We start from the raw sequence: 25404 nt of genomic DNA, 5'->3' as shown, positions 1-25404 counted from the left end.
TTGGGTGCCTCCTTATCCGGCGTCATTGGGCGGCCAGCCCTGGGTGTCTGTCTGATCGGCCCAGCGCAGGAATTCCGATAGCGCGCGAATATCTTCGTCGGACATTTCGTAGCGGGGCATCTGGCGGCGGCCTTCGATCCCGGAGGGTTGGCTTTCGATCCATCCCTTCAGCATGAAAAACGCGTCTTCTGGGCTGTCTTGCACACCCCAGCGTGTCGTGACGTTGCCAAGCTCGGGCGCGAAGTAGGCGCCTTCGCCGTGCAAGCTGTGACAGTTGATGCAGGAGTTTCGCTCCCATACGTGCTTGCCGCGGACGACCTCTTCGCTCAGCGGCATGCCGGCGGTCGAGGTCTGCACCACGTAGCGGTGCGATTGCACGGTCATCCCCGCGAAGACCAAGACAAAGAATATCGAGCCTCCGTAGAAGATATTTCGCGCCCGTGATTTCGTTAGAATTTCAGCCATGTTCGGGCCTCCTTAATTCGGCATGCCCTTTCGTAGCTGTGTGCCCCGCGCCGAAGTTTGCGCCAGCGCAACGTTCCACGCGATTTGGTGCATAGGATGATCCGGGAAAGGAGGTGAGCCATGGCCCGTGCCCGCCTGGACGATCCCGATCTGCCACTCGCCGACCTGATGCGTGAATGGCCCCAGACGATTCCCGTTTTCGTGCGATACAAGATGCTTTGCGTCGGTTGCCTGGTCAGCCCGTTTCACACCGTGACCGACGCCTGTGCCGAGTACGAACTGGAAGAAGGCATGTTTTTGGCGGAGCTCAAGCGTGCTGCCGGTCTGCCCTGATTGGGATCACTTCTGACTGAGAACGACCAGGGCATGGGGATCGCGCACGACGATGCGCTTGCGCCGGCTTTCGACCAGGCCCTGTTTTTCCCATCCGCTCAACAACCTGCTGACGGTGTGCAGGGTTGTGGCAGTCAGTTCCGAAAGATCCTGCCGTGTGATCGGAAAATCAATCTCGATACCGTTATCTACCTTGCGCCCGGTCTGGTTGATCAGCCGCAGCAGCGCGTTTGCCACCCGCTGTTCGACCTGTTGCGTGGCCATTTCCACTACCCTGTTCTGCACCTCGCCAAGACGGTGGCCCAGTGTCTTGTAGCTTTCGGTGCCAAAGCCGTCGTAGTCGGAAACGAATTTTTCCCAAAGGTGCATCGGCCAGCTTAACGCCAGCGCCTCGGAGGCCGTCATTGCCGTCGCGGGGTAGGTGTCGCGCCCGATCGCCTTGGCAATGCCCAAAAGCTGCCCCGCGGGAATGTGTAATGCCGTTACCTGCTCTCCGGTCGGCGTGATGCGCACAACCCGGACATATCCGTCCAGCAGCATGTAGAAACGCTCGGCCGGGTGCCCTTCCTGGAAAATCGCCACGCCCTCGTCATAGCGGCGCGAAGACGCCTGATCGAGAATAATGCGGATCTGCCGTTTCTCGAGTCGAGAGAACGGTGGAAGGTGCGTCAGCAGACTTTCGTCGAGCCGCGGCAAGGTCTTTCTTTCGGGTAGTCCGGCCATGTCCCCCCCAATGCCATACTTCGCACCACAAAACCAACACGCGTTCTGGGGCCAATCGCACAGAAGTTTGCTCCAGAGCAAATTTCGCCGCGCGCGATCCGTTAGTCTTGGCATCAATCGATACAGCGATCTGAAAGGAAGACAAAATGATCCGCACAGTGGCAATCGGCCTGGCTTTCGCGGCCCTCTTGGGCGGCGCCGCCTTCGCCGAGACTTTCGAAGTCAAGATGCTCAACAAGGGTGCCGATGGCGAGCGCATGGTTTTCGAACCTGCCTTCGTTCAGGCAGTACCGGGCGACACGATCAGGTTCGTCGCTGCCGACAAGGGGCACAATGCCGAAATGATCGAGGAAATGATCCCGAACGGCGCAGAAGGCTTCAAGGGTAAGATCAACCAGGAAATCGAAGTCACGCTGGATACCGAGGGCGTCTACGCCGTGATCTGCAAGCCGCATTTCGCCATGGGCATGGTGATGACCATCGCCGTCGGCGACGTGGATGCGCCCGAAGGCTTTCTTGAAGGTCGGCTTCCCAAGAAGGCCAAGGACCGTTTCGAAGATCAACTGAGCAACATGTAAAGCATCGGCGCGTACGGGCCTTTCTGTCGCGCCATCCACACCCAGGAGAAAGAAAATGACCAAATTCATTAACCCAGGTCTCATGTCGACAAGCCGCCGCAATGTTTTGCGCGGATCGCTGCTGGCCGGCGCCGCCGCGATGACCGGCGCAAGTGCGATGGCCGCTCGGCGCCCGCAACAACCGTTCAAGGCGGATGCGGTGTCGCGCGATCTGCACAAGGCGTCCGCCGAAACGACCGCTGGCAGCACGGCGAAACCCGCCGATCTGTCAGGCTATACCCGGGTCAAGCAGGAACTGGTGGCGCCGCCTTTTGCGCCCCAACACGACCAGGTCGCCACCGGCGGACCAAAGATCATCGAGATCACGATGGAAACCGAAGAACGCCTGATGGTCGTCGATGAGGACACGGGGGCAAGCGTTTGGGCGCTGACCTACAACGGTTCGGTGCCCGGCCCGCTGATCATCTGTCATGAGGGTGATATGATCGAGCTGACCCTGCGCAACCCCGCAAGCTCGATGATGGAGCACAATGTCGATTTCCACGCATCCACGGGTGCGCTGGGCGGAGGTGGCTTGACCCACGTCTTCCCCGGCGAGGAATGTGTGCTGCGCTGGAAAGCGACGAAGCCAGGTTGCTTTACCTATCACTGCGCCCCCGGTGGTGCGATGATCCCCTATCACGTGGCCCATGGCATGAATGGTGCTGTCATGGTCCTGCCGCGCGACGGGTTGAAGGACGCGCAGGGAAATCCGCTGCGCTATGACAGCATCGCCTATATCGGCGAGCAGGATTACTACCTGCCGTTGGACGAGAACGGCGACTTCAAGACCTATGACGCGGCCGGCGACGACTATGCCGACAGCCTGGATGCGATGCGCAAGCTGGTGCCGACGCATCAGGTGTTCAACGGTGCCGTCGGCGCCCTGACCGGTGAGAACGCGTTGAGGGCCAAGGTCGGCGAAACGGTGCTGATGGTGCACAATTCGTGCAACGTGGACAGCCGCCCGCACCTGATCGGTGGTCACGGAAACTATGTCTGGGAAAGCTCTTTCACCGATACCCCCCTGACCGGGATGGAAACCTGGTTCGTGCGTGGCGGCAGTGCGGCTGCGGCGATGTACACCTTCGAGCAGCCGGGCGTCTACGCCTACGTGAACCACAACCTGATAATCGGCGCGATGCTGGGCGCGACCGCACACTTCGTTGTCGAAGGTGAGTGGGACAATGGCCTGATGGAGCAGGTCGTGAAACCGCGGCCCTTCGCAAGCTGACCGAGAGGAGTTGAAACATGACCGCCGCGAAGACATCGAAGTTCGGCCCGAAGGTATCGGTTCTTCTGGTTGCACCAGGTGTCGTCGCGGCGATCCTTTTCGGCGCCGCGCTGACCTGGCGCGGCCCCGATCGTGATCCGGGCCTGCTGCCTGAAATGGCCGCCGCTCCTGTCACCCTGTCGACCGGGGGGCAGCTTTACGTCCAGAAATACGAGGTAAGTGTGGCTGAATGGAACATCTGCCACGACAGGGGCGCCTGCACGTTGCGTCTGCGTGTCCGACCTGACCAGGATGCCCGGACGATACCGGCAACGGGTCTGAGTTACGTGGACGTTCTGGAGTACCTGAACTGGATCAACCACACGACGGGCGCCGCCTTTCGCCTGCCAAGTGCGTACGAATGGACCGAGATGGCCGCGTCGGTCTTGCCTGAAGAGCCCGATCCGATCTTCACTGATCCTTCTCTGACCTGGGCATCGGCCTATCTGACCGAGGGTCTCGCTCCGCGCGCATTGAAACCGAGGGGCAGTTTCTCAACCTCGCCCGAAGGGATCGCGGATCTCGACGGGAGCGTCTGGGAATGGACGCAGGAATGTTTCGAGGGGGCGTCGAGCGGCACCGACACGTCACGCTGTCCCGCGTTCTTCGTTGGCGGCGAGCACGTCGCCGCAATGTTCTACCTGACGCGCGATCCGGCCCGTGGCGGCTGTGCCGTCGGGTCGCCTCCTGCCCTTCTTGGCATGCGCCTGGTAAGCGACGAAGCCATCGGGCGGCGGTGATCTTGGGGCGTACGACGCGCATCTCGGGGCCAATTGCAATAACCGCCATGCGGATTTTCAACAGCAAGGCTGAGCCCAACAAATGTGACCTGGACACAACGGCGCATCCCGCGAAATGAGTTATTCAATCGCGGGATGACCTTGGATCAAGTAACCGATCACTTGCCGACAGCCTCGCGGGCGATCCCGTCCAACAGGGATTGGACTTCCTGCATTGCGCCTTCTGGCAAGTCTCTGAAGCCAACCATGACTTCATCGCCCGTGTCCGCGACGAAAACGCCGTAGGGGCAGAAAGCGATGTTCATTATGTCGGCTTCCATGACGTTGCGCGAAGTCGTGGCCGAACAGAACAAGAAGACATCCGCGTTCTCGAAGAGTTGGACATCGCTGCCTACGTCTGCGCCCGTCCTGGCAAGCATTGCGCCAACGTGGCTGACGTAGTCGACCACGAGCCCCCTGCCAATTATGGCACTTTCCAAGGCAAATGCCGTGTCTTCGAAATTGGCATCGCTCTTATAGGTCGTGATGTTCTGTGCAAATGCGGCGCCCGTGGTTGCCAGGGCGACGAGGATTGCAGAAAGCGTCTTCATTTTATCCTCCCAGCTAAATGTCCTGACAGGATACCACGTCTTTGGTGACGGGTCATGTCGCGCTGATCGGCATCAGCTGATATCCTAACCGCAGGAACATTTAGTGCGGGAGGGATCATGCGTATCGCGACGATGGCAACGGGCGGAATCGGCGGCTTTCTGGCGGTCAGGCTGGCGAAGGCCGGCCATGAGGTTGCAACGATTGCCCGAGGCCCGCATCTCAGGGCAATTCGCGACAACGGCCTGACACTCGATGGTCCGTCAGGCGTCGAAGTCGTGCAGCCATGGATCGCCACCGACGACCCCGCCGAGGTAGGCGAAGTCGATGCGATAATTTTTGGCGTGAAAGGCGATGCGCTCGAAGATGCCGCCAAAGCCTGTCAGCCGATGATCGGTCCGAATACGGTGGTTGTGCCTTTTCTCAATGGCGTCGAGGCTGCGGCCCGCTTGCTTGAAATCCTTCCTGAACAGAACGTCGCAAACGGCATGGCGCAGGTATCGACGACCATCGCGTCGCCAGGTGTCATCAAACAGACAGGGGAATTCAACGTTTTCATCTTTGCGGAACGCGACAGTCGCCCGTCCGACCGTATCACGGCACTCCGCAAAGCGATAAACGAGGCCGGATCCAACGCGCCCGAAACAGACGATATCGAACGGGACGTCTGGTCCAAATTCGTTCTGTTTTCGGCCGTTTCCGGCGTCACGGCGGCGGGAAGATGCACCATCCAGGATATCGTGAACATGCCCCAGCTGGGCGAACTGTTTCGGCGGGTGGTCACGGAAACAGCAGCAATAGGGCGAACCATGGGCGTCGCGCTCGGCCCGGATATCGAGGAAAAGACATGGGCCATAGCAAAGCAGCTGCCACCGACGATGCGCGCATCCACGGCGATTGATCTGGAAAAAGGTCTGCCAATCGAGGTGGAATGGATTTCGGGAGCCGCGGCGCGGCTTGCAAAAAAGGCCGGGATAAGTGCCCCGGCGAACGAAGCGCTCTATGCAATACTTCTGCCGCACAAGGACGGCAATCCGCAGCAAAGCCGTTGACCACGTGAGTATCGAAGCCACATTTTGCCCACCACTTCAGTTGCGTGCTGAATAGGCGGGCAGAATGCTTTGCTTGTTCCGATCAACCTGTTGACGCTTGTTTTTCTGGCGCGATGGCCCCTGCGGCTTGAGGGCTGCACGCTTATGTTTATTTGCTTGGGTCGCCCGTTGCCCAGGCCACGCCATCGCCGCGATCCATCGTCGCCATCTGCGCCATATCTGCGTCGTCGATGGAAAAGGAAAACAAATCGAGGTTCTGACGCATCCGGTCGGGATTCAGGCTTTTGGGCAGTACGGCGTATCCATTCTGCACCCCCCAACGCAGAAGGAGCTGGGCCTCGCTGACGCTGTACTTTGTTGCCATCTCCGCAAAAGCTCCGCCGTCTGCCTTCATCTCATCGGTTTTCGCGCTGTCTTGCCCGGGTGTGGCGCGCCATGTCGACAATGGCACAAGGCTGCTATAGGCGATTGGCGCGATCCCATGGTCGGCCATGTAGCGCAGCAGGTCCGGTTTTTGCGACCAGGGGTGAAGTTCGATCTGGTTGGCGTCAGGCATGGGCAGGCCTGCAGCCTTGATTTCTTCGAGATGTCCGATGTTGAAGTTGCTGACCCCGATGGCCTGCGCCTTTCCGGTTTTCTTCAGTTCCAAAAGTGCGCGCCACTGATCGAGCCGCTGGTCTCCGCCATAGGGCGCGTGGATCAGATAAAGGTCGACTTGTGCAAGTCCAAGCCGCTCAAGGCTGGCGTCGCATTCCGCGATTGTCTGGTCGTGCGTTTTCGGCGCATCGCCCCAGGCCGGGTTGCCGGGCCAAAGCTTGGTCGTCACGAAAATGTCGTTCCGCGAAATCCCCGCTGCCGCAAGGCCGCGGCGGATACCTTCGCCTACGCCCGCCTCGTTATGGTACCCCGATGCCGTGTCGATATGGCGGTAACCATTGGCGATTGCCGCACAGATGGCATCAGGCGCGTCATCGTTTGAGATCAGGTAGGTTCCGAAACCAACCGCCGGGATAGCGGTTTCAGCGTTTAGGCGAAAAGTGGGTTGTGTGGATGTCATCGGCTTTCTCCGGCTTCGATCTTGGTTGACTTCACCCTATGCGCAGGCAGCGGAATCAAGCCTGCCAGTTTCTCCATCATTCCTGCCAATTCCTCCGAAGCTGCGGATTTTCAGGTGAATATTCTTGCATAAAGGGCTATGCAGGGATGACGGGAGGCGCCGATGGATTTGGATGGATTGGAGCGGCTGGCAGAGCAGCTTTTCCTGAGGGAAAGGGATAATGGCGCAAAGCCTTTGCCCAATGTTCATGTCTTGCGGCGCGAAAAGGTCAGTGCGCTTGAGGCTGTTGTCTACAACCCGGTGATTTGTCTTATCCTACGCGGAAGCAAAGAAACGAATATCGGCTCCCAGTCGGTGACGCTGCAGCGTGGTGATGCCCTTGTTGTCAGCCATGACCTGCCTGTGACGTCCAAGATTACCCAGGCCAGCCCCGAGGCGCCTTACCTTGCGCTGATCATTTCGCTCGACCTCGGGATCGTGCGGAGCCTCTATGAACAGGTCGGCGGGTCCATATCCGAGGCTCCGAATGCCAGGTCTCTTTCCGCCAGCGCCGTTCGCGATGAATGGCTGGACCCTCTGGGCAGGTACCTGCGCATGATGGATGAACCGCTGGATGTGCAGGTGCTGGGACCATCGGTGCTGCGTGAACTGCATTACCGCCTGTTGATCTCGCCAATAGGCGGGATGCTGCGGAATCTGCTTTCGGTGGATAGCCATGCGAGCAGGATTACCAAGGCAATTGCCCGGATAAGAAGCGGCTATCGTGAGCCGCTGTCGGTTGTCGAACTCGCCCGGCTTGCCGGCATGAGCCAATCCTCGTTCCACGAGCATTTCAGGACGGTTACCGGAACGACACCGCTTCAATACATGAAAGACCTGCGCCTGATCGAGGCGCAGTCCCTGCTGCGGGACGGGCGCAAGTCGGTCTCGGCGACGAGTTTCGAAGTTGGCTATGAAAGCCCGACCCATTTCAGCCGCGACTATTCGCGCAAGTTCGGCTGCCCACCCCGTCAGCATCTGGCACAGACGCATTGACGAACCCGATCTAACGACAGGACGAGGTACTGCAATGACAGCGGAATTCATGTTCACCACATTCGCGATCTTCCTGTCCGGGATGATCGCCGTGCCTCTGGCCTCGCGTTTCGGGCTGGGGTCGGTGCTTGGCTACCTGATTGCAGGCATCGCCATCGGCCCGGTTCTTTACTGGGCCGGCGTCGATGTGGTCGCCTTGCAGCATTTCACCGAGTTCGGCGTAGTCATGATGCTGTTCCTCATCGGGCTTGAGATGCAGCCGAAAGTGCTTTGGGCGATGCGGGCCCGGATTTTCGTGATGGGCGGTTTGCAAGTCGGCATCACGGCGGTGGCGGTCATGGGGGTGGCCATGCTTTTCGGTCAGGCATGGACCGTTGCGTTGGCGATCGGGCTGGTTTTCGCCCTGTCCTCGACCGCCATCGTGACCCAGACACTGAACGAAAAGGGCCTGATGCGCAGCGATGGGGGCCAGGCGAGTTTCTCCGTTCTGCTGTTTCAGGATATCGCCGTGATCCCGATGTTGGCGCTTATCCCTTTGCTGGCCTTGCCGGAACTCATGGACGCGCTGCATCACGGGGATGATCACGGCGGTGGGCACGGCGAAGCGGGCTTGAATCTCAGCCTCGTCGATGGGCTTCCGGGGTGGCAGACAGCATTGGTGACGTTGGCAGCCATCGGTGTGGTGATCGTGGCGGGGCGGTATCTGACCGGGCCGATTTTTCGCTATGTCGCCCGTGCGCGATTGCGCGAGCTGTTCGTCAGCACCGCCCTGATGATAGTTTTGGCAATCGCGCTTTTGATGACGATGGTGGGGCTGTCGCCCGCGCTGGGAACTTTTCTGGCCGGTGTCGTCATGGCCAACAGCGAATACCGGCACGAGCTTGAAAGCGACATCGCGCCGTTCAAAGGCATTTTTCTTGGCGTTTTCTTCATCACCGTGGGCGCCAGCATCGACTTCGGCCTACTGGCTGAGAACCTGGCACTGATCCTTGGGCTGACGCTTGGGCTGATTGCATTGAAATGCGCAATCATGCTGGGGATCGGACGGATGTTCAGGCTTGCCGGTGGCGACAAGTGGCTGTTTGCACTCGGCCTTGCCCAGGCGGGCGAATTCGGTTTCGTGCTGGTGTCCTTTACGGTCGCCAACGCAGTTGTCCCGCCGGCGATTGCCGATCTGTTGCTGCTTGTCGTGGCGCTGTCGATGCTGCTGACACCAGCGCTGTTCATCCTTTACGACAGGGTCATTGCCCCGCGCTATTCGCGTCAGCAGGAACGCGAGGCCGACGAGATCGGGGCAGACGCCAAGATCATCATCGCAGGGCACGGGCGGTTTGGCGGCATCGTCAATCGCGCGCTTCAGGCCGCCGACTACCCGACAACCGTGGTCGACTACAGCAACGAACAGCTCGCGATGCTGCGCCGCTTTGGAATCCGTGCCTATTTCGGTGATGCGACCCGTCCAGACCTTTTGCATGCGGCCGGAATCGAAGAGGCGAGTGTTCTCGTCATCGCCATCGACAACAAGAATGCGGCGACCGAACTTGCGCATTACATGCACAAAAATCATCCAAATGTGCATGTCATCGCCCGCGCTATCGACCGCTGGCACGTGTACGAGCTGTGGGCGGCAGGGTGCCGCGACATTATCCGAGAAACCTATGACAGTTCGATTCGCGCCGCGCGCTCGGTCTTTGAAGCTATCGGGCATCCGAGGAACGAGGCCGAGCGCCTGATCGGGATTTTCGAAGAGTTCGATCGCAGGACCATGGTCGAGACGGCACAGGCCTTTCTCGAAAGCGACGACCCGCACAGCGAAAACAGCATCTATTCGCAATTGATCCGTGAAAACCTCGAAGGGTGGGAAGCGGATCTCAAGAAGGAAATGAAGACGGCACGGGGTGCTTGAGGATGCAAAGCCGGATTGCCCGGCTGACAGTATCGCATCGCAGGCACCGGATCGGTCTGCGGGACGGCCAGTTTCGGCCTTTCAGCCCCTAGCCTCTATTGCGACGGTATCGTCTTTTCCTGCGCCTCTAGCGGGAGGCCAAGGACAACTTCGACGCCATCCTGCTTTCCGCGAACCGGAGAGTAGAGGGTCAGGCTGCCGCCGGCCTTTCGCATGAGCGTGTCGGCGATGTAGAGGCCCAGACCCAATCCGCCGCCTCGTGTATCACGGCGTTTGTGTCGGGCTTTCAGCCCCGTCAGTTCGTCCGCAGGGATCACTTTTCCGGGGTTCGACACGCAAAGCTTGCCTGCGTCATCCAGGTGGACGGTGATCCGCGCGTCTTCAGGGGCATAGCGCAAGGCATTGTCCAGCAGGTTCGCCACCACGATCGCAAGGTCATCCGCACCGATGCGTGCGCGCACAGGGCTGTCGGGAAGCTGCAGTTCAATCCGACCGTCGTTGGGTGGGATCGATCGTTCGTGCACGAGCAGGCCCAGCACCTCGCCCGTATCGCAGGCCTGCCCATGCTGGTCCGGCCCGGTTTCGGCGCGGGAAAGTTGCAACAGGCGTTCGACCGTCCGCGTCATCCGACGGATCGCGTCGCGCAATTCGGCGATCTGTTCGGGCTGCACCCCGGTGTTTTCCGCTTCGATCCGTTGCAATCTTGCGAGTGCAAGCGCCAGTGGCGTGCGCAGCTCATGCGCAGCGTTGGCTGCGAACTGTCGCTCGGCGTCCAGTGCTGTAAGCAGCCGCGACATGAAACCGTTAAGCGTCGTGACCATCGGGCGCAGCTCGATGGGCATCCGACTGCCGTCGATCGGATCCAGCGCGCCACGATCGCGTTGTGCGATTTCAAGGCGCAAGTCATCGAGCGGCTTCAGCGATGCCCTGGATATCCACCGGATCAACAGGAATGCGATCAACAGCAGTGGCAGCATCGGCCCAACGAAGGCAAAAAGGCTTTCAGAGAAGGCTTCGTACCGTTCTGCCAGACTGTCGCCCAGAATGACGATGCGGTCTTCGCTATCCGGCGCGCCGATGTAGAATCGGTGCGTATCGGATTGCCAGAACGTGTCGGTTCCAACTTGCCGGGGATCGGGCAGTGTTTCGGGAAGATCCCATTCTAACAGCACCGTACCATCGGCCGCGATCACGCCGATCCCAATAAATGGTTCATGTGCCTGCAGGCGTGATACGACGCCTCCATCCGCCACGTCATCCAACCGTTCGGGGTGAACGACGAGTTCCGAAAGTACGGCGGCCGCGAACGGGGCGAACTCGTGCATGACTTCGTCACGCTGTTCGCCCGTTTCCTCCCGCAGGACCGCGGCGGTCACGAGAACGCCAAGAAGCAGCACTATGGAAATACCGACCGTCGTAAGGCCGGCGATCCTGCGTGAGAGGCTTGATACGGTCATGACCTCATGCCTCGCCCATCCGGTATCCCAGGCCCCGTACCGTTACGATGGCGGTTTTCCCCAACTTCGACCGCACGCGGCTGACAATGGCCTCGATCGAGTTGCTTTCGACCTCGAACCCGTGCCCGTAAAGCGAGTCCTCCAGCTCGGCCTTGGAAAACACTCTTGATGGCCTCGAGGAAAGACGGTCGATCAGGCTCCACTCTCGCCGGGTCAGCACGACGGCCTTGCCATCAAGAAAAACCGCCTTCGTGCTGATATCAACCGAAATGGTGCCAAAGTCGCGAACGGTTGTAACGGTCATGTTGGCGCGGTTCAGGTTAACTTCGATTCTCGCAAGAAGCTCGTTCAGGTCGAAAGGCTTCACCAGGTAGTCGTCCGCTCCGGCCTTGAGCCCCTCGATCCGCTGAGTAATGCGGTCGCGCGCCGTGGTGATCAATATGGGCGGCGCGAATCCGCTGCGGCGCAGATTGCGCAAAAAGTCGATCCCGTCGCCATCGGGAAGACCGAGATCCAGCAGCAAAAGATCATAATCCGTTGTTGCCAGCGCGTCTTGCGCTGTCTCCAGATCCCCGGCGAGGTCTGCGGCATGGCCTGCAATTCGCAGATGCTCGCAAACCGCCCGCCCAAGGCCTTCTTCGTCTTCGATCACCAATAGCCGCATGGTGCCCCGCGTTACGACAATTTCCGGTGCCTTATAGGTGATCCGTCAGGTTGGCGTAAGTGTCCGGCGCCATATGCACGGGAAATCATGACCCGGCACGAAAGGACACAGGCCGATGTCGGAGACTTTCTGGATCGTAATCGGTTTCGCGGGGCAGCTTTTGTTCACCTCGCGGTTCCTTGTTCAATGGCTTGCCAGCGAACGGCGCCGCGAAAGCGTGGTGCCCGTCGCATTCTGGTGGTTGTCGCTGGCTGGCGGGCTCACCTTGTTGACCTATGCGCTTTACCGGCAAGACCCGGTTTTCATCATGGGGCAGGGGATGGGTATCTTCATCTACCTGCGTAACCTCATGCTGCTGTCGCGTTCGGCCAAGGAAAAAACAGCATGCCAGTAACAGGTAGCACGCGGAGCGCATTGGCGGTTTTCGCCATGGTTACGCTGGCCGCAATCTTTCTGCGGCCGCTCATGCCCATAGACGAAACGCGCTATGTTGCCGTCGCCTGGGAGATGTTCCATTCAGGCGACTTCTTCGTGCCGACCAAGAACTTCGAACTTTATACCCACAAACCGCCGCTGCTGTTCTGGATCATCAACCTGGTCTGGGCGGTCTTCGGCGTGTCGGAATTCGGTGCGCGGGTGGTTGGGCCGGGCTTTGCGCTGCTTGCGCTGTTCCTGACTGCCCGACTTGCAAGGCAGCTGTGGCCCGAAGAAGAGGGGATCGCCGGGCGTACGGCATGGATTCTGGCCGGGACGCTGGTTTTCATCGTGTTTGGCGGCACGACCATGTTTGATGCGGCGCTGTCCGTCGGCGTAGTGGCCGGCATCATGAGCCTTGTCGCGGTCGCACGAACGGGCCAGACGCGTTTCTGGCTGGCGTTCGGCGCGGCCCTGGCGATCGGGACGTTGGCGAAAGGGCCCGTGATATTCATCCATCTTCTGCCGGCGGCGCTTTCCATGCCGTTCTGGGGAAGGCAGGTCGCACCATCGGTTTCGCCTATAACGGCACGGCGTCTTGCCGCCGGCATTGGCATAGCTGTGCTTGCGGGGCTCGCGCTGGTGCTTGTCTGGCTGCTTCCCGCGATCATACAGGGCGGCGAAGAGTACAGAAACGCGATCCTTTGGAAACAAAGCGCAGGCCGCATAGCGCAGTCCTTTGCCCATTCACGCCCGGTCTATTGGTATGTTCTGGCCTTGCCGCTGCTGTTGTTCCCGTGGGTCTGGATGCCCCGGATCTGGCGTGCAACCTGGCGGGCCTCATGGTCGGAACCCGGCATGCGGCTGCTCCTGATCTGGATGCTGTCGGCCTTTGTCCTGTTCAGCCTGATCGATGGCAAGCAACTGCACTACCTTGTGCCTGAACTGCCCGCCGTTGCACTTCTCATCGCGCGTATTTTGCCGTCTTCCCGGTCAGGTCGGGCATGGTTCGCGGCCTTGCCAGTGGCAGGGTTGGGCGGCGTGTTCACGCTTGCCGGCCTGGGGATCGTCGATGCGCAGCAGGTTACCGTGCTGCTTGATCCAAGCCTGGCATTGCTGGCTGTCGGCTTGGGGCTTCTGGCGGTTTGTGGCCTCGCGCTCAATTCGTCGCTTTTGCAGGGCGGTGCCATTCTTTCCTTCGGACTTGTGTTGTGTGTTGGGGCTGCGGTGCGTTTCACCGATCTCTACGACGCCTACGATGCGCGGATAATCGGTCAGATCGTGTCTGAGTATGAAGACAAGGGCATCGCCATCTACGGCGACGGCGCTTATCACGCCGAGTTCAATTTCGCGGCGCGTGCGACACGGCCCTTTGCCGTTCTCGATACGTTGGAAGAAGTCAGGGAATGGCAGGCAAGCCATCCCGGCGGTGTCTTCATTTCGCGGCTCGAACATTTCCGGCTGCCTGAAAAGCCGTGGAAGTTCATCAATTTCCGCGATCGACCCTACGGCATCTATCGCACCCCGGAATCCACATCAAAGGAGAGCTTGTCATGAGCGACCCGAACATGATCAGTGTCGTCATTCCTGCCAAGGACGAGGTCGTTGCCATCGCGCCTCTGGTTGAAGAGATCGGTGCGGTCCTCAAGGACGAGGACTTCGAGGTTATCGTCATCAACGATGGCTCGACGGATGGAACGGGCGCCAAGCTGGATCAGCTCGCTGCGCGATGCAATTGGCTGATCCCTATTCATAACAAGGTTCCTGCAGGACAATCTTCTGCGATACGCAAGGGCGTCAGGCTTGCGCATGGCGCCTTGATCGTAACGCTTGATGGCGACGGACAAAATCCACCGGATCAGATACCCGCCCTGCTTGAGCCGTTCCGAAGTGCCAACCCCGACGTGTGTTCGCTTGGCCTGGTGCAGGGGCAACGCGTCAGGCGGCAGGACACATTTGCGAAACGGTATGCATCGCGATTTGCCAATTGGCTGCGGGGTGCACTGTTGCACGACAACGTGCGCGACAGCGGGTGCGGGCTCAAGGCGTTTCGGCGCGAGGCCTATCTGGACTTGCCGTGGTTCGACCATATCCACCGATTCATGCCGGCGATGATGCTGCGCGAAGGTTGGCGTGTCGAAACCGTCGATGTCACGCACCGCGAACGGCATGGCGGGGCGTCGAAATACAACAACCTGAAACGTGGCCTTGTCGGCATTCCCGATCTGCTTGGGGCAGCGTGGTTGATCATGCGCAAAGGGCCGCCCCGTTACGACGATTGCGTCCCAAGCAAACCGCAGATCGCCCAATCAGCCAAATAGGTCCGCCGGGCGGTTGAAAGTCGCGTCGTCAGGATATGGCGACGTTATCCTTGGCCATCATCATGTGTATGCCCTTGTTTCCGTTCACCGTCTGAGTGACGCGAAGATCGCCTGCCAGCGAACACAGCATGTAGGCGTCTTCGCGGGACATGCCCGTTTGCCGCACGATCCACGCGATCATTTGCCTGAGCGCCATTTCCACACACCGGTCCAAATCTTCGTGCATGCCCATCGTGATCAGGTGTGTCGGCGTCTCGGCATGGGGATAGTCGAACCCAAGATCATCCCGCGCGGTCAGGCGGAACCGGCCTTCGAGCGCTGTTTCGATCGCGGTCACGCATACCTCGCCATCGCCCTGCACGGCGTGACCGTCACCACAGGAAAACAAGGCGCCATCGGTCTGGACGGGCAGATAGAGGGTTGTGCCTGCGACCAGTTCCTTGTTGTCGATATTGCCTCCATGAAGGCGCGGCTGGATCGTCGAGACACGTCCCCAGTGCCGCGGCGGTGCAACGCCCATCACTCCGAAAAACGGCGCCAGCGGCAAACCCAGACCCCAGGGCATTCGTGAAGTATTCGCATCGATGTCGATCGGCAGGAATTCTACCCGTTGGTTCGGGAAGTCCTCAGGCAGAGTTCCCGCAAGCGGCCGGATCAGGTTCCATCCCCAATCCTGACGAAACTTCACGTCCAGGATATCGACCTGCAAAACGTCGCCTGCCCGCGCTCCCGTGACGGCGACAGGGCCGGTCAGTATGTGACCGGGCAGAATGCGGTCCGACCGGGTGTGGATGTCGAACAGCTCTTGTGGGACGTGGAATCCCGCATCGCGTGGCGGCAGGTGATCCGGCCCACCCGACACGGTTTCGATTATGATTTCGGAACCGCTCGCGATTTCGGCGACGGGCTCCAGGGCGGCGTCGAAATACCCCCAGGCGCAGGTTTCCGGGCTTGCTTGCAGACGGGGTGTCGCGTCGCTGGGCATGGTCGGTCCCTTCTTCAAGTCAAAGCGGCGTTGCGAAGGACCGGCTTTCAAGACCGGCCTCGCGTCTGCGCTTTTCCTCGGCTGCGATGGCGGCATCGACGCCGCTGCGATCGGTCAGGCCGTGGGGATTGTCGCGGGTGGGCAGGATTTCCGCGAAATGCAGGAACCGCTCATGCGCCACGTCGTAGAGCCTGCGCAGTTCGGCCAGCGGGTCGGCATGGTCGTCGGCGCGAATATCCAGCCACGGATAGGGTTGGTCGCGATGGATGACGAGTGCCGCCGACTGCCGGCCGCGCTTGTCGCCACCGGCCCGTTCGCCGGCCTCCATCGCGGTCATCAGGCGCTCGGCCAATGGCAGGTTCGCGTTGTTCTGGAATGCAGCCAGTGTGTCGGCGATGACCGCCTCTCCGGCCAGCATGTTACCCGCGACGGAAACGCCCTCGGCACTGGCATGACCGCACCAGTCCACGCAACTGCCGCCGGTGAATGCGGCGGTTCTGCCTTTTGCATCGACCATGTGAACCTGACGGTTGTCACGGCCATCATCGGCCTGAAGCAAAGCGTTGAGCACGTCCTGCGGTGGCTCATCCTTTGCCAGCAAGTCGGCTGCGTCGATCCCCCAGAGCGGATTGATGAACGCCTGCGTCGCAACTGCCCCCTTACCTGGCCGGATATGCGGCACCAGCGCACCCACCGCAAAGAAACGGCTTGCGACGGCCACGCCGAGTTCTCCTGTATTCGCGTCGTGCGCCACGATTGAATAGGTCACAGTGCGGCTCCCTTAGCGGCCGATTGCATAGGCTTGCATCAGGCGGGGCGTCGCCGCGGCCTTGAGCAGACCATCGGGTGCGCGGCATGCGGCCGTCAGGCGCCCCACCGTCCAGGGTTCGGCCACTTCGATGTCATGACCACGCGCCTTCAGGTCAGAAATGACTTCTTCCCCAAAGGATGGCTCGACCATCAGGTGCCCCGGCCGTACAGCGCGGGGATCGAACGATCCCTGGAAATGCGCCGTGTGGAACAGCGGGGCGTCGATCGCCTCTTGGAGGTTCATGTCCGAATGCACCATCCGCAGGAACAGCATCAGTTGCCACTGATCCTGCTGGTCACCGCCCGGCGTGCCAAAGGCATGCCGGGTGCCGTCGGGCGCTTGCGCCATTGACGGTGACAGCGTGGTGCGCGGCCGCCTGCCCGGTGCAAGCGAGGTCGGCAGCCCATCTTCAAGCCAGAACATCTGTGCACGGCTGTTCAGCGGCATGCCCAGCCCCGGCACCACAGGCGAGCTTTGCAGCCACCCGCCCGAGGGAGTCGCTGACACAGAATTTCCCCAACGGTCGATTACGTCGATATGCACCGTATCGCCGCGTTTCTCGGTCAGGTGGGCCATTGTGGGCTCGCCCGCACCAACCCCGCCGCTTGCTGCCTGTTCGCGCGCCTTCGCCCTGGCAATATAGGCATCGGCCAAGTGCTCCAGCCCCGGAATGCGCCCGGGCCGCTGATCCAGCGATGCCTGCTGCCCAAGCAGGGCGCGACGTGCGGCGGCATAGTCGCGGGACAGAAGCGTCTGGGTCGGGATGTCGAAATGCTCGGGGTCGCCGTAATAGGCTTCGCGATCCGCGTAGGACAGCTTCATCGCCTCGGTCACCAGGTGAACGAACTCTGCGCCGCGGCTGTCGGCATCGGAAATGCCCGATCCATCCAGGATGCGAAGAGACTGAAGCATAGTCGGCCCCTGGCTCCACATGCCGGCCTTCCACACTGTCCAGCCCTCGTAGTCGATTGACAGCGGTGCTTCGTAGTTGGCGCGCCAGTTGGCCATGTCCTGACCGTTCAGAACACCCTTGTGCCGCGCACCAGACGCGTCCATCACACAGGCTTCGCGCATCCAGTTGTCGATCGTTTCGGCAACAAAGCCGGTATAGAACGCCCGGCGCGCGGCTTCGATTTGCGCCTCGCGGCCAGATGCGGTTTCGGCTTCTTTCAGCAAACGTTCCCAAGTGTCGGCCAGGGCGGGGTTGCAAAACAGTGCGTCTGCCTTTGGTGCAACGCCACCGGGCAGCCAGGTTTCATACGATGTCGGCCACTCGTCGCGGAAGAAATCCGCCAGGCCTGCGATGGTTCCGGCAACGCGCGGCAACATCGGATGACCGTGCCGTGCATAATGGATCGCGGGCTCCAGGATCTCGCGCAAGGGCAGGCGGCCATGGTCGCGCAGGATCAGCATCCAAGCGTCGAACGCGCCTGGAACAACGGTCGCCAGAAGCCCCGAACCCGGTATGATGTCGAGCCCCTCGGCCTTGTAATGCGCGATTGTCGCGCCGGCCGGTGCCACGCCCTGCCCGCAAACGACCGTCGGGCTGTCGTCGCCTGCAGGACGCACGAGTGCCGGCATGTCGCCAAGCGGGCCGTTCAGGTGCGGTTCGACCACATGCAGCGTGAAACCCATTGCCGCAGCGGCGTCAGCAGCGGTTCCGCCGGATTCCAGTATCTTCATGCCCACCGCCGAAGCGATCCAGTGGGTTGATGCAGTGACGCCGAATGTTCCCTTGATTTCCGGCCGCGTGGTGAATGTCATGTCGTGGTCCCTGTCATGTGTCGCGCGGGTCGAGCGCATCGCGCAGCCCGTCGCCCAAAAGGTTGAATCCGAGCACGACCAGAAAGATCGCGATGCCCGGGTAGAGCGCCATCCAGGGCGCTTGTTCCAGAAAGTTCTTTGCGGTGTTCAGCATCGCGCCCCAAGACGGTGCGGGCGGCTGCTGTCCCAGCCCCAGGAAGGACAGCGATGCCTCGGCGATGATCGCTGTGGCGATCGTCAGCGTGGCCTGCACGATGATCGGCGGAAAGATGTTGGGTAGGATGTAGCGCCAGATCAGCCCGACATGCCCGATGCCGATGGCGCGCGCGCTTTCGACATAGTCTTCGGTCATGACGGAAAGCGTTTGCGCCCGCGACAGCCGTACGAAGATCGGCATGGCCGACAAGCCGATGGCGATCATGGCGTTGGTCAGCGATGGCCCGAGAAACGCAGCGAGGGCGATCGCCAGTATCAGGAACGGCGCGGCCAGCAATGCCTCGGTGAATCGCGAAATCACGGCGTCGGTCCAGCCGCGCATGTATCCGGCGACCATGCCCAATGGCACACCCAGAAGTACCGCGATCAATACCGACACCACCCCGGCCAGAAGCGATGCCTGCGCCCCCCATATCATGCGTGACAAAACATCCCGCCCGATTTCGTCCGTCCCGAAAGGGTGGGCGGCATTGGGTGGCTTGCGTACCGCCGACCAATCCGTTTCGGCGGGTCCGGGCACCGGCAGCAGCGGGGCCAGCAAGGCGACGACGAGAAAGAATACGACGATCACGCCCCCCAAAAGAGCGGACGGATTGCGACGAAACTTTGCCCAGGCGCGGCTGCGTTGGCGCGGCGGCAGCGGATCGGCTTCGATTTCAGAGGTTGCTGTGACGCTCATTGGTCTGACATCCGCGGGTTGAGGACGCGATATGCCGCGTCAGCCAGAATGTTCATCGCGATGAAGGCGACGCCGGTACAAAGGACGATCCCCTGGACCACCGCGTAGTCGCGGTTGAACACCGCGTCGACGACCAGCTTGCCAAAGCCGGGTATGGTGAAAATCTGTTCGGTAAGCACCGCACCCGCCAGCAACTCGCCGAACAGCAGCGTGATCACTGTGACAACCGGCACCAGCGCATTGCGCAGCGCGTGCTTCACCAGAACGATATGTTCCCGCAGACCTTTTGCGCGCGCGGTCCTGATATAGTCGGACTTCAGCACACTCAGCATGGCCGAGCGCGTATGCCGCATAAGCGTCGCCGCAAGAGCCGTTCCCAGAACAAAGGCCGGCATGATCATGATCCTGATTGACTGCAGTGGATCTTCCGAGATCGGCATGTACCCGGATGCCGGCAGCCAACCCAGTTTGACCGACACCAGGAGGATCAGCATGATACCCAACCAGAAATTCGGAACGGACAGGCCCGACAGCGCCACGATATTGGCCAGCCAGTCGACCCATGTACCTTTCTTGTAGGCGGACAGAACACCCGCCGGGATACCGATAAGAATGGCGATGGTCAGCGCCATCACGGCAAGCTGGATCGTCACCGGCAGTTTTTCTGCAATAAGTTCCAGAACTGGCTGCTGAGTTCGCAGCGAAATGCCCAGATCGCCTTGCAGCGCATTTCCGGCCCAGGCCAGGTATTGAACAGGAACAGGATCGTTCATCCGGTACTTTTCGCGAAGGGCCGCAATCACCTCGGGGTCGCGCTCCTCGCCAGCCATGACAAGGATCGGGTCTCCCGGCAGCAGATGCTGCAGGGCGAACACGAAAACCGAAATCAGAAAGACCGTCGGTATCGCGATCAGGATGCGGCGTCCGAGAAAAGCCAGCATGAGTATAGGGTTCCTTGACAGAAGGGCTGTGGAACCGCCCCGGCATCGGGTACCGGGGCGGTGTAGGGTTTACTCGGAGACCGAGACGCCATGCAGGCGGATCATCCCATCGGGATACGGGGTGAAACCCGCCACCTTTTGATCAAGCGCCCAGATCCAGACCGGGTGATAAAGGTAGATGATGGGCATGTCTTCCTGCTGCTTGGCAATCGCGGCATCGTAGCTCTGCTTGCGCACGGCAGGATCGTTCGACAGGCGTGCCTCGTTCAGGAACTTGTCCATGTCGGCGTCGGAATACTTGGAGTCGTTGATCCCTCCACCGGTTGTCATGAACTGGTGAATGTTGCCGTCCGGGTCGACCCGGCCGGACCAACCGATCTGGCTGGCGGTGAATTCACCGGCGGATTGGTCGGCCAGGAGCGTGGCGAATTCCTTGGCGGCCAGTTCTATCGTGATGCCTGCTTCGGCGGCCATGGCCTGGATCACCTGCATCACCTGCGTCTGCACAGGGTTGTTTGCCACCTGCACCTCGATGGTGACGCCATCGCCATGTCCAGCTTCGGCCAACAGGGCCTTGGCAGCGTCGATGTCACGTTCTGGCACCGGGAAGGACTTGTTGTACCATGGCGACGTCGGCGAATAAGGCTGATTGCCCGGCGCGAAGGCGCCTTCGAATACAACCTGGTTCAAAGCGTTGCGGTCGATGGACAAGGACAGCGCCTTACGCACCGCCGCGCTCTGGCCAAGCGGGTTTTCCGCGCGCGCGCCATTCGCGATGTTGATCGTGATCCCCTGATAGCCAAGCGATGTCGCCTTTTCCACCTGCAGGCCTGCATCCGCCTCGGCCGAGGACAGGTCGGTCGCGGCAAGCCGTTCAAGCATGTGCAAGTCGCCCGCCCGAAGGTTGGCCAGGCGCACGGTCGTGTCGGGGATCGGCAGGAAGGTCACGCTGTCGAAATTGATCTCGTCCGCGCGATAATAGTCAGCGAATTTTTCCAGAACGATACGGTCCTGCTGAACGCGTTCCTTGAACTTGAACGGGCCGGCACACACCGGGTTCAGACCGAAATCCGCCCCTGCCGCGGCCGTGGCCTTGGGCGACAGCATCATGCCCGAGCGATCGGCGAATTGCGCAAGCAGCGTGGCATCAGGCGAGGACAGCTTGAATCGGATGGTGTAGTCGTCGACAACCTCCCAGCTTTCGATCGATTTCACCTCGGATTTACGACGGCTGACGTCCAGGTTCTTGGACCGGTCGATATTGGCGGCAACGGCAGCCGCGTTGAACGGTTCGCCGTCATGAAATGTCACGCCTTCGCGCAGCGACATCGTCAATTCGGTTCCGTCCGCGCTCCATTCCCAGCCGGTGGCCAGCATCGGAATGATTTCCAGGTCGGGCGTGATATCGACCAGTTTGTCGCAAAGCGATGCATAGACGATACGCCCGACGAATGTACGCGACTGATCGGGATCGAGAACGTCGGGATCTTCCTGCAGGCCGATCCGCAAATCCTGGGCGTGGGCAAGCCCGGTCGTCAGTGCCAGCAACGCGGCAAGACCCACTGTCTTGGTGATACGCATGTCGATTACTCCTCTGTTGGTAGTTTGGTCTTGTTGGTCTCCGCCCCCGTCATATTGGCGCGGGCATTCGAATAGACGGCAAACCGGCGCTCTGCCGCTGCGGGTCGTGCCGCCATGGTGGCATCGACGCCCGCCAGCGACAGGTCTTCCGCGAAATGGCAGGCGACTTGGCGGTCCGGGGCGAGTGTTCTGAGGCCCGGTCGTTCCGACCGGCAACGTGCTTGTGCGTACGGGCAGCGGGTGTGAAACCGGCATCCTGGTGGTGGCGAAATCGGGTTGGGCGGATCGCCGTCAACCAGCGATCGGGCCTTGCGTGCACCGGTTGCCGGAATAGGGATCGCGGAAAGCAGTGTTTCCGTGTAGGGATGCGCCGGTTTTTCGAACAGCGCGGCGGCATCTCCGAGCTCGACAATCTCTCCAAGATACATCACCGCGACGCGATCCGATATGTGCCGGATCACGGCCAGATCGTGTGCGATGATGACTAGCGTCAGGCCCAGCTCTTCTTTCAGGTCTTCAAGGATGTTGACGACCTGCGCCTGAATCGAAACATCAAGGGCGGAAACCGGTTCGTCGCCGACCACAATCCTGGGGCCGGTCGCCAGCGCGCGGGCGATGCCGATGCGTTGGCGTTGCCCGCCCGAGAATTCATGTGGAAACCGGTCGGCATGTTCTGGCCGCAACCCGACTTTCCGCAGAAGGTCCGCCACCTTCGCGCGGCGTTCCGGTGCTGACCCCATGCGATGAATGCGCAGGGGTTCCTCGATCAGCGCGCCAACCGTCATCCGCGGATTCAGCGACGAAAACGGATCCTGAAAGATGAACTGCATGTCGCGGCGCAAGGTTCGCATTTCCGTATCGGAAAGCGACGCGATATCCCTGCCGTCATAAACGACGGCCCCTTCTGACGGCGCGAGCAAGCGGGTCAAAAGCCGTGCGAGCGTGGATTTCCCACAGCCCGATTCCCCCACGATGGCGAGTGTTTCGCCCCGTCGCACATCCAGTGTGACATCGCTGACCGCCTGAACCACACTCGGTGTGCCGAAAAGTGGTTTGCGGGCGGTGAACCTGCGCACAAGGCCCTGTGCCGAAAGGATGATGTCGGTCATGCCGGCACCTCGTCGCGTGAATTGGCGGCGAAGTTTTCGACCGGTGCGTGCCAGCAGGCCACCCTGTGCCCGGCCCCCTGGTCCTGCAACAAGGGTGTTTCCTTGCATCGACCCGTTGCAAACGGACAGCGTGCGGCGAAACGGCAGCCATCGGGCATGTTCGCGGGGCTTGGAACCGTGCCGGGGATGGTGACAAGCCTCTCCTGATCGCCTGCAAGCGAAGGCATCGAACTCATCAGGCCGAGTGTGTAGGGATGTTGTGGGTCGTCAAATATCTGCGCCGTTGTCCCGGCCTCGACGATACGGCCCGCATACATGACTGCCACCTTGTCGGCCATCTCGGCCACCACGCCAAGATCGTGGGTTATCATGATCTGCGCCGCACCCGTTTCGGCGCCAAGGCTGCGCATCAGTTCGAGGATCTGCGCCTGGATCGTCACGTCCAGAGCCGTGGTCGGTTCGTCTGCAATCAGAAGGGCAGGGTCATTCGCAAGCGCCATCGCGATCATCACGCGCTGCCGCATGCCGCCGGACAACTGATGAGGATATTCGTCCAGTCTTTTGTCGGCGGCCGGAATACGCACCCGTTTCAGCATCTCCAATGCCCGCGCCCGGACCTGGTCACGGGGCATGTCGCGATGTTCGCGTATCGCTTCGGCGATCTGTTCCCCGATGCGCAGCGCCGGGTTCAGCGATGTCATCGGTTCCTGAAAGATCATCGCGACACGATCGCCCCGAAGCCCGCGGAGCGTTTCGGGTTTGGCCGACAGCAGATCGACACCCTGGAACAGGGCCGATCCCTTTTCGACCTGCAACGGCGTCCCTTCCAGCAAGCCCATCAACGCAAGCGCCGTCAGGCTTTTGCCGCACCCGGATTCGCCCACGATGCAAAGCGTTTCCCCGGCATTCAGCGTAAAGCTGACATTATCGACCAGGGGCGCGCTTGTCCCTCGTACGCGGATCGAAAGATCGGTTACTTGCAGCAGCGGGATCGCGGTGGTCATACGGAACCCTCCGACATCGATGCCTTGAGGTTGTTGAACAAGGCCGTCAGGTGTTCGCGCATGGCGTCGGCGGCCGCTTCACCGTCGCGTGCGTCGATCGCATCGATGATCCGCTTGTGCTGCGCATCATAAAGTTCGCGCCGCGCCTCGTTTCGGGCGCGGTGGCGTTTCATCTGCCAATCCTCGCCCATACGCACCTCGTCTATGAGGGTGAAGGCGGTCAGCATCACGCGGTTGCCCGCGATCCTTGCGATGGCGCGATGCAACGCGCCATCCCAAAGCTCGGCCGCATCTGCCTCGTGCGCCTCGTGTGTGCGTTCCGCAAGTTGGCGCAGACGCGCGACATCTTCGGCTGTGGCGCGCCGCGCGCACAACTCTGCCAGGGCGGGTTCAATGCAAAGTCGGGCTTCCATCGCGCTCAGCGGATCGACCTCGGCCACGATCTCGGCGGCAAGCGCCTCGGTCGGGTCCGGCGGCTGACCCGCAAATGTGCCTTTGCCCTGTTTGCGCCAGATCAGCCCTTCGGTTTCCAGTTGCGTCAAAGCGCGGCGCACGGCGCGACGTCCCGCGCCCAATTCGGCCGCCAGCTGCCGTTCGGTGGGAAGGCGTCCATCCGACGGAAGAAGATTGTCCAGAACGATCTGGCGAACGGCCGCAAGCACCCGGTCGGTTTCGGGGTCATTGTCGGCGCGGTTCACAGGCTTTGTCAGCGTCTGGTTCATGAATCATTTGCTCATTGGTATGAACCAATACTTTTTTGGTTCGCTTCTTGGGTCAACAAGATTCGACCCGGACAACCATGTGCGATGCGAGGATGCAGCCCGACCACGCCGTATCGGATGCGTGGGGCAGCTTCTAACTATCCGATTAATAACGCTTTATACGATTGATCTGATGCGGAGGGCCGCGCCGAAAAAATAGGCGAAACATCTGGCCCGCTTCGTCGTACCCACTTGATTGGGGGTCATGTCGCGCGCGGAATCGTTGATGCCGGACGGGAAATCGGGATATGCGAGGAAGCAATGGCGCGGTTGATCATGCTAGATTTCTCACTGTAGAACTTCGTGATGCTCACCTTTGCCGCTGCAGTTTTTTTCCTGATCATAACACCCGGCCCGGGGGTTCTTTCCACGGCGGGGGTTGGCGCCGGTTTCGGTATGCGTGCCGGGATGCGCTATGTTTGCGGGCTTTTTCTGGGAACCAATCTCGTTGCTCTCGCCGTGGTTAGTGGGCTTGCCGCGCTGGTGCTTGCGGATGACCGCATCAGGTTGGTGCTTTTCGCCCTGTCGTTCGGTTACTTGACGTATCTTGCCATTCGGATTGCCTTTGCCGGTGCAAGGCTTGCCTTTATCGAAAAGGCCAGCCCGCCCGGGGTCGCGGGGGGCATCGTTCTGCAAACGGTCAATCCAAAGGCGTATGCGGTGAACACCGCCCTTTTCACGGGCTTCGGCTTCCTTCCCGAAAACTATGTCTACGAAGTGCTGGCCAAGTTCGCGATCATGAACGCGATCTGGATCCCGATCCATGTTCTCTGGCTATGGGCGGGCGTATCTCTGCATCGCCTGGATCTGTCGCCAAGGGTGCATTCGATCATAAACAAGGCCATGGCGCTTTCGATGATGGCTGTCGTTCTGCTGGCAGTAACCGAATTGGTCTGATCGTGACGCGG

26 protein-coding genes are annotated in these 25404 nt (G+C 60.6%); 11 read left to right on the top strand and 15 right to left on the bottom strand.

Annotated features, from left to right (window positions below):
* Window positions 1–12: 12 nt before the first annotated feature.
* Window positions 13–465: a c-type cytochrome gene (locus tag BLT50_RS06680; RefSeq protein WP_090027854.1), complete on the bottom strand. Its 453-nt coding sequence runs from the start codon at window positions 463–465 to the stop codon at window positions 13–15.
* A gap of 120 nt (window positions 466–585) precedes the next feature.
* Between BLT50_RS06680 and BLT50_RS06675 the strand changes: the two genes are divergently transcribed.
* Window positions 586–798: a DUF1858 domain-containing protein gene (locus tag BLT50_RS06675; RefSeq protein WP_090027853.1), complete on the top strand. Its 213-nt coding sequence runs from the start codon at window positions 586–588 to the stop codon at window positions 796–798.
* A 6-nt stretch (window positions 799–804) separates the two neighbouring features.
* Here the strand turns inward: BLT50_RS06675 and BLT50_RS06670 are convergent, their stop codons facing one another.
* The gene (locus BLT50_RS06670) at window positions 805–1521 is read right to left on the bottom strand and encodes a Crp/Fnr family transcriptional regulator (protein ID WP_090027852.1); all 717 of its coding nucleotides are present in this window, start codon (window positions 1519–1521) and stop codon (window positions 805–807) included.
* A gap of 146 nt (window positions 1522–1667) precedes the next feature.
* Here BLT50_RS06670 and BLT50_RS06665 point away from each other — a divergent pair, with 146 nt between their 5' ends.
* From BLT50_RS06665 to BLT50_RS06655, 3 genes are read left to right on the top strand one after another with little or no spacing between them, the layout of a single operon-like run.
* The gene (locus tag BLT50_RS06665; protein ID WP_090027851.1) at window positions 1668–2099 is read left to right on the top strand and encodes a pseudoazurin; all 432 of its coding nucleotides are present in this window, start codon (window positions 1668–1670) and stop codon (window positions 2097–2099) included.
* Window positions 2100–2154: 55 nt separating this feature from the next.
* Complete coding sequence (nirK, locus tag BLT50_RS06660; RefSeq protein WP_090027850.1) at window positions 2155–3372, top strand: copper-containing nitrite reductase; 1218 nt, start codon at window positions 2155–2157, stop codon at window positions 3370–3372.
* Between the two features lie 17 nt (window positions 3373–3389).
* Window positions 3390–4151, top strand: a complete 762-nt coding sequence (locus BLT50_RS06655) for a formylglycine-generating enzyme family protein (RefSeq protein ID WP_090027849.1) — start codon at window positions 3390–3392, stop codon at window positions 4149–4151.
* 158 nt (window positions 4152–4309) lie between these two features.
* Here BLT50_RS06655 and BLT50_RS06650 read toward each other — a convergent pair whose 3' ends face one another.
* Window positions 4310–4741 carry a DUF302 domain-containing protein gene (locus BLT50_RS06650; protein WP_090027848.1) on the bottom strand — a complete coding sequence of 144 codons (432 nt, stop codon included), beginning with the start codon at window positions 4739–4741 and terminating at the stop codon, window positions 4310–4312.
* Between the two features lie 117 nt (window positions 4742–4858).
* Here BLT50_RS06650 and BLT50_RS06645 point away from each other — a divergent pair, with 117 nt between their 5' ends.
* A complete protein-coding gene (locus BLT50_RS06645; RefSeq protein WP_090027847.1) occupies window positions 4859–5791 on the top strand; it encodes a ketopantoate reductase family protein in 933 nt (310 codons plus the stop codon).
* A gap of 148 nt (window positions 5792–5939) precedes the next feature.
* On the opposite strand, the gene BLT50_RS06640 is transcribed toward BLT50_RS06645, so the two are convergent.
* A complete protein-coding gene (locus tag BLT50_RS06640) occupies window positions 5940–6848 on the bottom strand; it encodes an aldo/keto reductase (RefSeq protein ID WP_090027846.1) in 909 nt (302 codons plus the stop codon).
* 162 nt (window positions 6849–7010) lie between these two features.
* Between BLT50_RS06640 and BLT50_RS06635 the strand changes: the two genes are divergently transcribed.
* Window positions 7011–7883, top strand: coding sequence for an AraC family transcriptional regulator (locus BLT50_RS06635; RefSeq protein WP_090027845.1), 873 nt, complete (start codon window positions 7011–7013; stop codon window positions 7881–7883).
* Between the two features lie 34 nt (window positions 7884–7917).
* Window positions 7918–9789: a cation:proton antiporter domain-containing protein gene (locus BLT50_RS06630; RefSeq protein WP_245723312.1), complete on the top strand. Its 1872-nt coding sequence runs from the start codon at window positions 7918–7920 to the stop codon at window positions 9787–9789.
* 95 nt (window positions 9790–9884) lie between these two features.
* Here BLT50_RS06630 and BLT50_RS06625 read toward each other — a convergent pair whose 3' ends face one another.
* Both BLT50_RS06625 and BLT50_RS06620 read right to left on the bottom strand, forming a co-directional pair.
* Complete coding sequence (locus tag BLT50_RS06625; RefSeq protein WP_090027840.1) at window positions 9885–11246, bottom strand: ATP-binding protein; 1362 nt, start codon at window positions 11244–11246, stop codon at window positions 9885–9887.
* 4 nt (window positions 11247–11250) lie between these two features.
* Entirely contained in the window at window positions 11251–11910 is a 660-nt protein-coding gene (locus BLT50_RS06620; RefSeq protein WP_090027838.1) for a response regulator transcription factor, read from the bottom strand.
* Window positions 11911–12025: 115 nt separating this feature from the next.
* Here BLT50_RS06620 and BLT50_RS06615 point away from each other — a divergent pair, with 115 nt between their 5' ends.
* From BLT50_RS06615 to BLT50_RS06605, 3 genes are read left to right on the top strand one after another with little or no spacing between them, the layout of a single operon-like run.
* Window positions 12026–12304 carry a lipid-A-disaccharide synthase N-terminal domain-containing protein gene (locus BLT50_RS06615; RefSeq protein WP_090027836.1) on the top strand — a complete coding sequence of 93 codons (279 nt, stop codon included), beginning with the start codon at window positions 12026–12028 and terminating at the stop codon, window positions 12302–12304.
* The gene (locus BLT50_RS06610; RefSeq protein WP_090027833.1) at window positions 12295–13881 is read left to right on the top strand and encodes an ArnT family glycosyltransferase; all 1587 of its coding nucleotides are present in this window, start codon (window positions 12295–12297) and stop codon (window positions 13879–13881) included. Before BLT50_RS06615 ends, BLT50_RS06610 begins: the two co-directional genes overlap by 10 nt.
* Complete coding sequence (locus BLT50_RS06605) at window positions 13878–14645, top strand: glycosyltransferase family 2 protein (RefSeq protein ID WP_090027830.1); 768 nt, start codon at window positions 13878–13880, stop codon at window positions 14643–14645. Before BLT50_RS06610 ends, BLT50_RS06605 begins: the two co-directional genes overlap by 4 nt.
* 28 nt (window positions 14646–14673) lie before the next feature.
* On the opposite strand, the gene BLT50_RS06600 is transcribed toward BLT50_RS06605, so the two are convergent.
* The 9 genes from BLT50_RS06600 to BLT50_RS06560 all read right to left on the bottom strand — a co-directional run bounded on the left by BLT50_RS06600 (window position 14674) and on the right by BLT50_RS06560 (window position 24457).
* The gene (locus BLT50_RS06600; RefSeq protein ID WP_090027969.1) at window positions 14674–15630 is read right to left on the bottom strand and encodes an acetamidase/formamidase family protein; all 957 of its coding nucleotides are present in this window, start codon (window positions 15628–15630) and stop codon (window positions 14674–14676) included.
* 19 nt (window positions 15631–15649) lie between these two features.
* Window positions 15650–16399: a DUF1028 domain-containing protein gene (locus BLT50_RS06595; RefSeq protein WP_090027828.1), complete on the bottom strand. Its 750-nt coding sequence runs from the start codon at window positions 16397–16399 to the stop codon at window positions 15650–15652.
* Between the two features lie 12 nt (window positions 16400–16411).
* Window positions 16412–18205: a gamma-glutamyltransferase family protein gene (locus BLT50_RS06590; protein WP_090027968.1), complete on the bottom strand. Its 1794-nt coding sequence runs from the start codon at window positions 18203–18205 to the stop codon at window positions 16412–16414.
* Between the two features lie 13 nt (window positions 18206–18218).
* Window positions 18219–19100, bottom strand: a complete 882-nt coding sequence (locus BLT50_RS06585; protein ID WP_090027825.1) for an ABC transporter permease — start codon at window positions 19098–19100, stop codon at window positions 18219–18221.
* A complete protein-coding gene (locus BLT50_RS06580) occupies window positions 19097–20041 on the bottom strand; it encodes an ABC transporter permease (RefSeq protein WP_090027823.1) in 945 nt (314 codons plus the stop codon). The genes BLT50_RS06585 and BLT50_RS06580 overlap by 4 nt, the downstream gene beginning before the upstream one ends.
* A 69-nt stretch (window positions 20042–20110) precedes the next feature.
* A complete protein-coding gene (locus BLT50_RS06575) occupies window positions 20111–21622 on the bottom strand; it encodes an ABC transporter substrate-binding protein (RefSeq protein ID WP_090027820.1) in 1512 nt (503 codons plus the stop codon).
* A gap of 5 nt (window positions 21623–21627) precedes the next feature.
* A complete protein-coding gene (locus BLT50_RS06570) occupies window positions 21628–22731 on the bottom strand; it encodes an ABC transporter ATP-binding protein (protein WP_090027818.1) in 1104 nt (367 codons plus the stop codon).
* Window positions 22728–23735 (bottom strand): ABC transporter ATP-binding protein, encoded by a 1008-nt coding sequence (locus tag BLT50_RS06565; RefSeq protein ID WP_090027817.1) that lies wholly within the window; start codon window positions 23733–23735, stop codon window positions 22728–22730. The genes BLT50_RS06570 and BLT50_RS06565 overlap by 4 nt, the downstream gene beginning before the upstream one ends.
* A complete protein-coding gene (locus BLT50_RS06560) occupies window positions 23732–24457 on the bottom strand; it encodes a FadR/GntR family transcriptional regulator (protein WP_090027815.1) in 726 nt (241 codons plus the stop codon). Before BLT50_RS06560 ends, BLT50_RS06565 begins: the two co-directional genes overlap by 4 nt.
* Before the next feature lie 345 nt (window positions 24458–24802).
* Between BLT50_RS06560 and BLT50_RS06555 the strand changes: the two genes are divergently transcribed.
* Window positions 24803–25393: a LysE family translocator gene (locus BLT50_RS06555; RefSeq protein WP_090027812.1), complete on the top strand. Its 591-nt coding sequence runs from the start codon at window positions 24803–24805 to the stop codon at window positions 25391–25393.
* The last annotated feature ends 11 nt before the right edge of the window (window positions 25394–25404 follow it).

The sequence above is a fragment of the Lutimaribacter saemankumensis genome (assembly GCF_900100005.1).
GTDB lineage: Bacteria > Pseudomonadota > Alphaproteobacteria > Rhodobacterales > Rhodobacteraceae > Lutimaribacter > Lutimaribacter saemankumensis.
The sequence above is the reverse complement of the archived record's forward strand: the minus strand, read 5'-3'. Positions and strand labels throughout refer to the sequence as shown.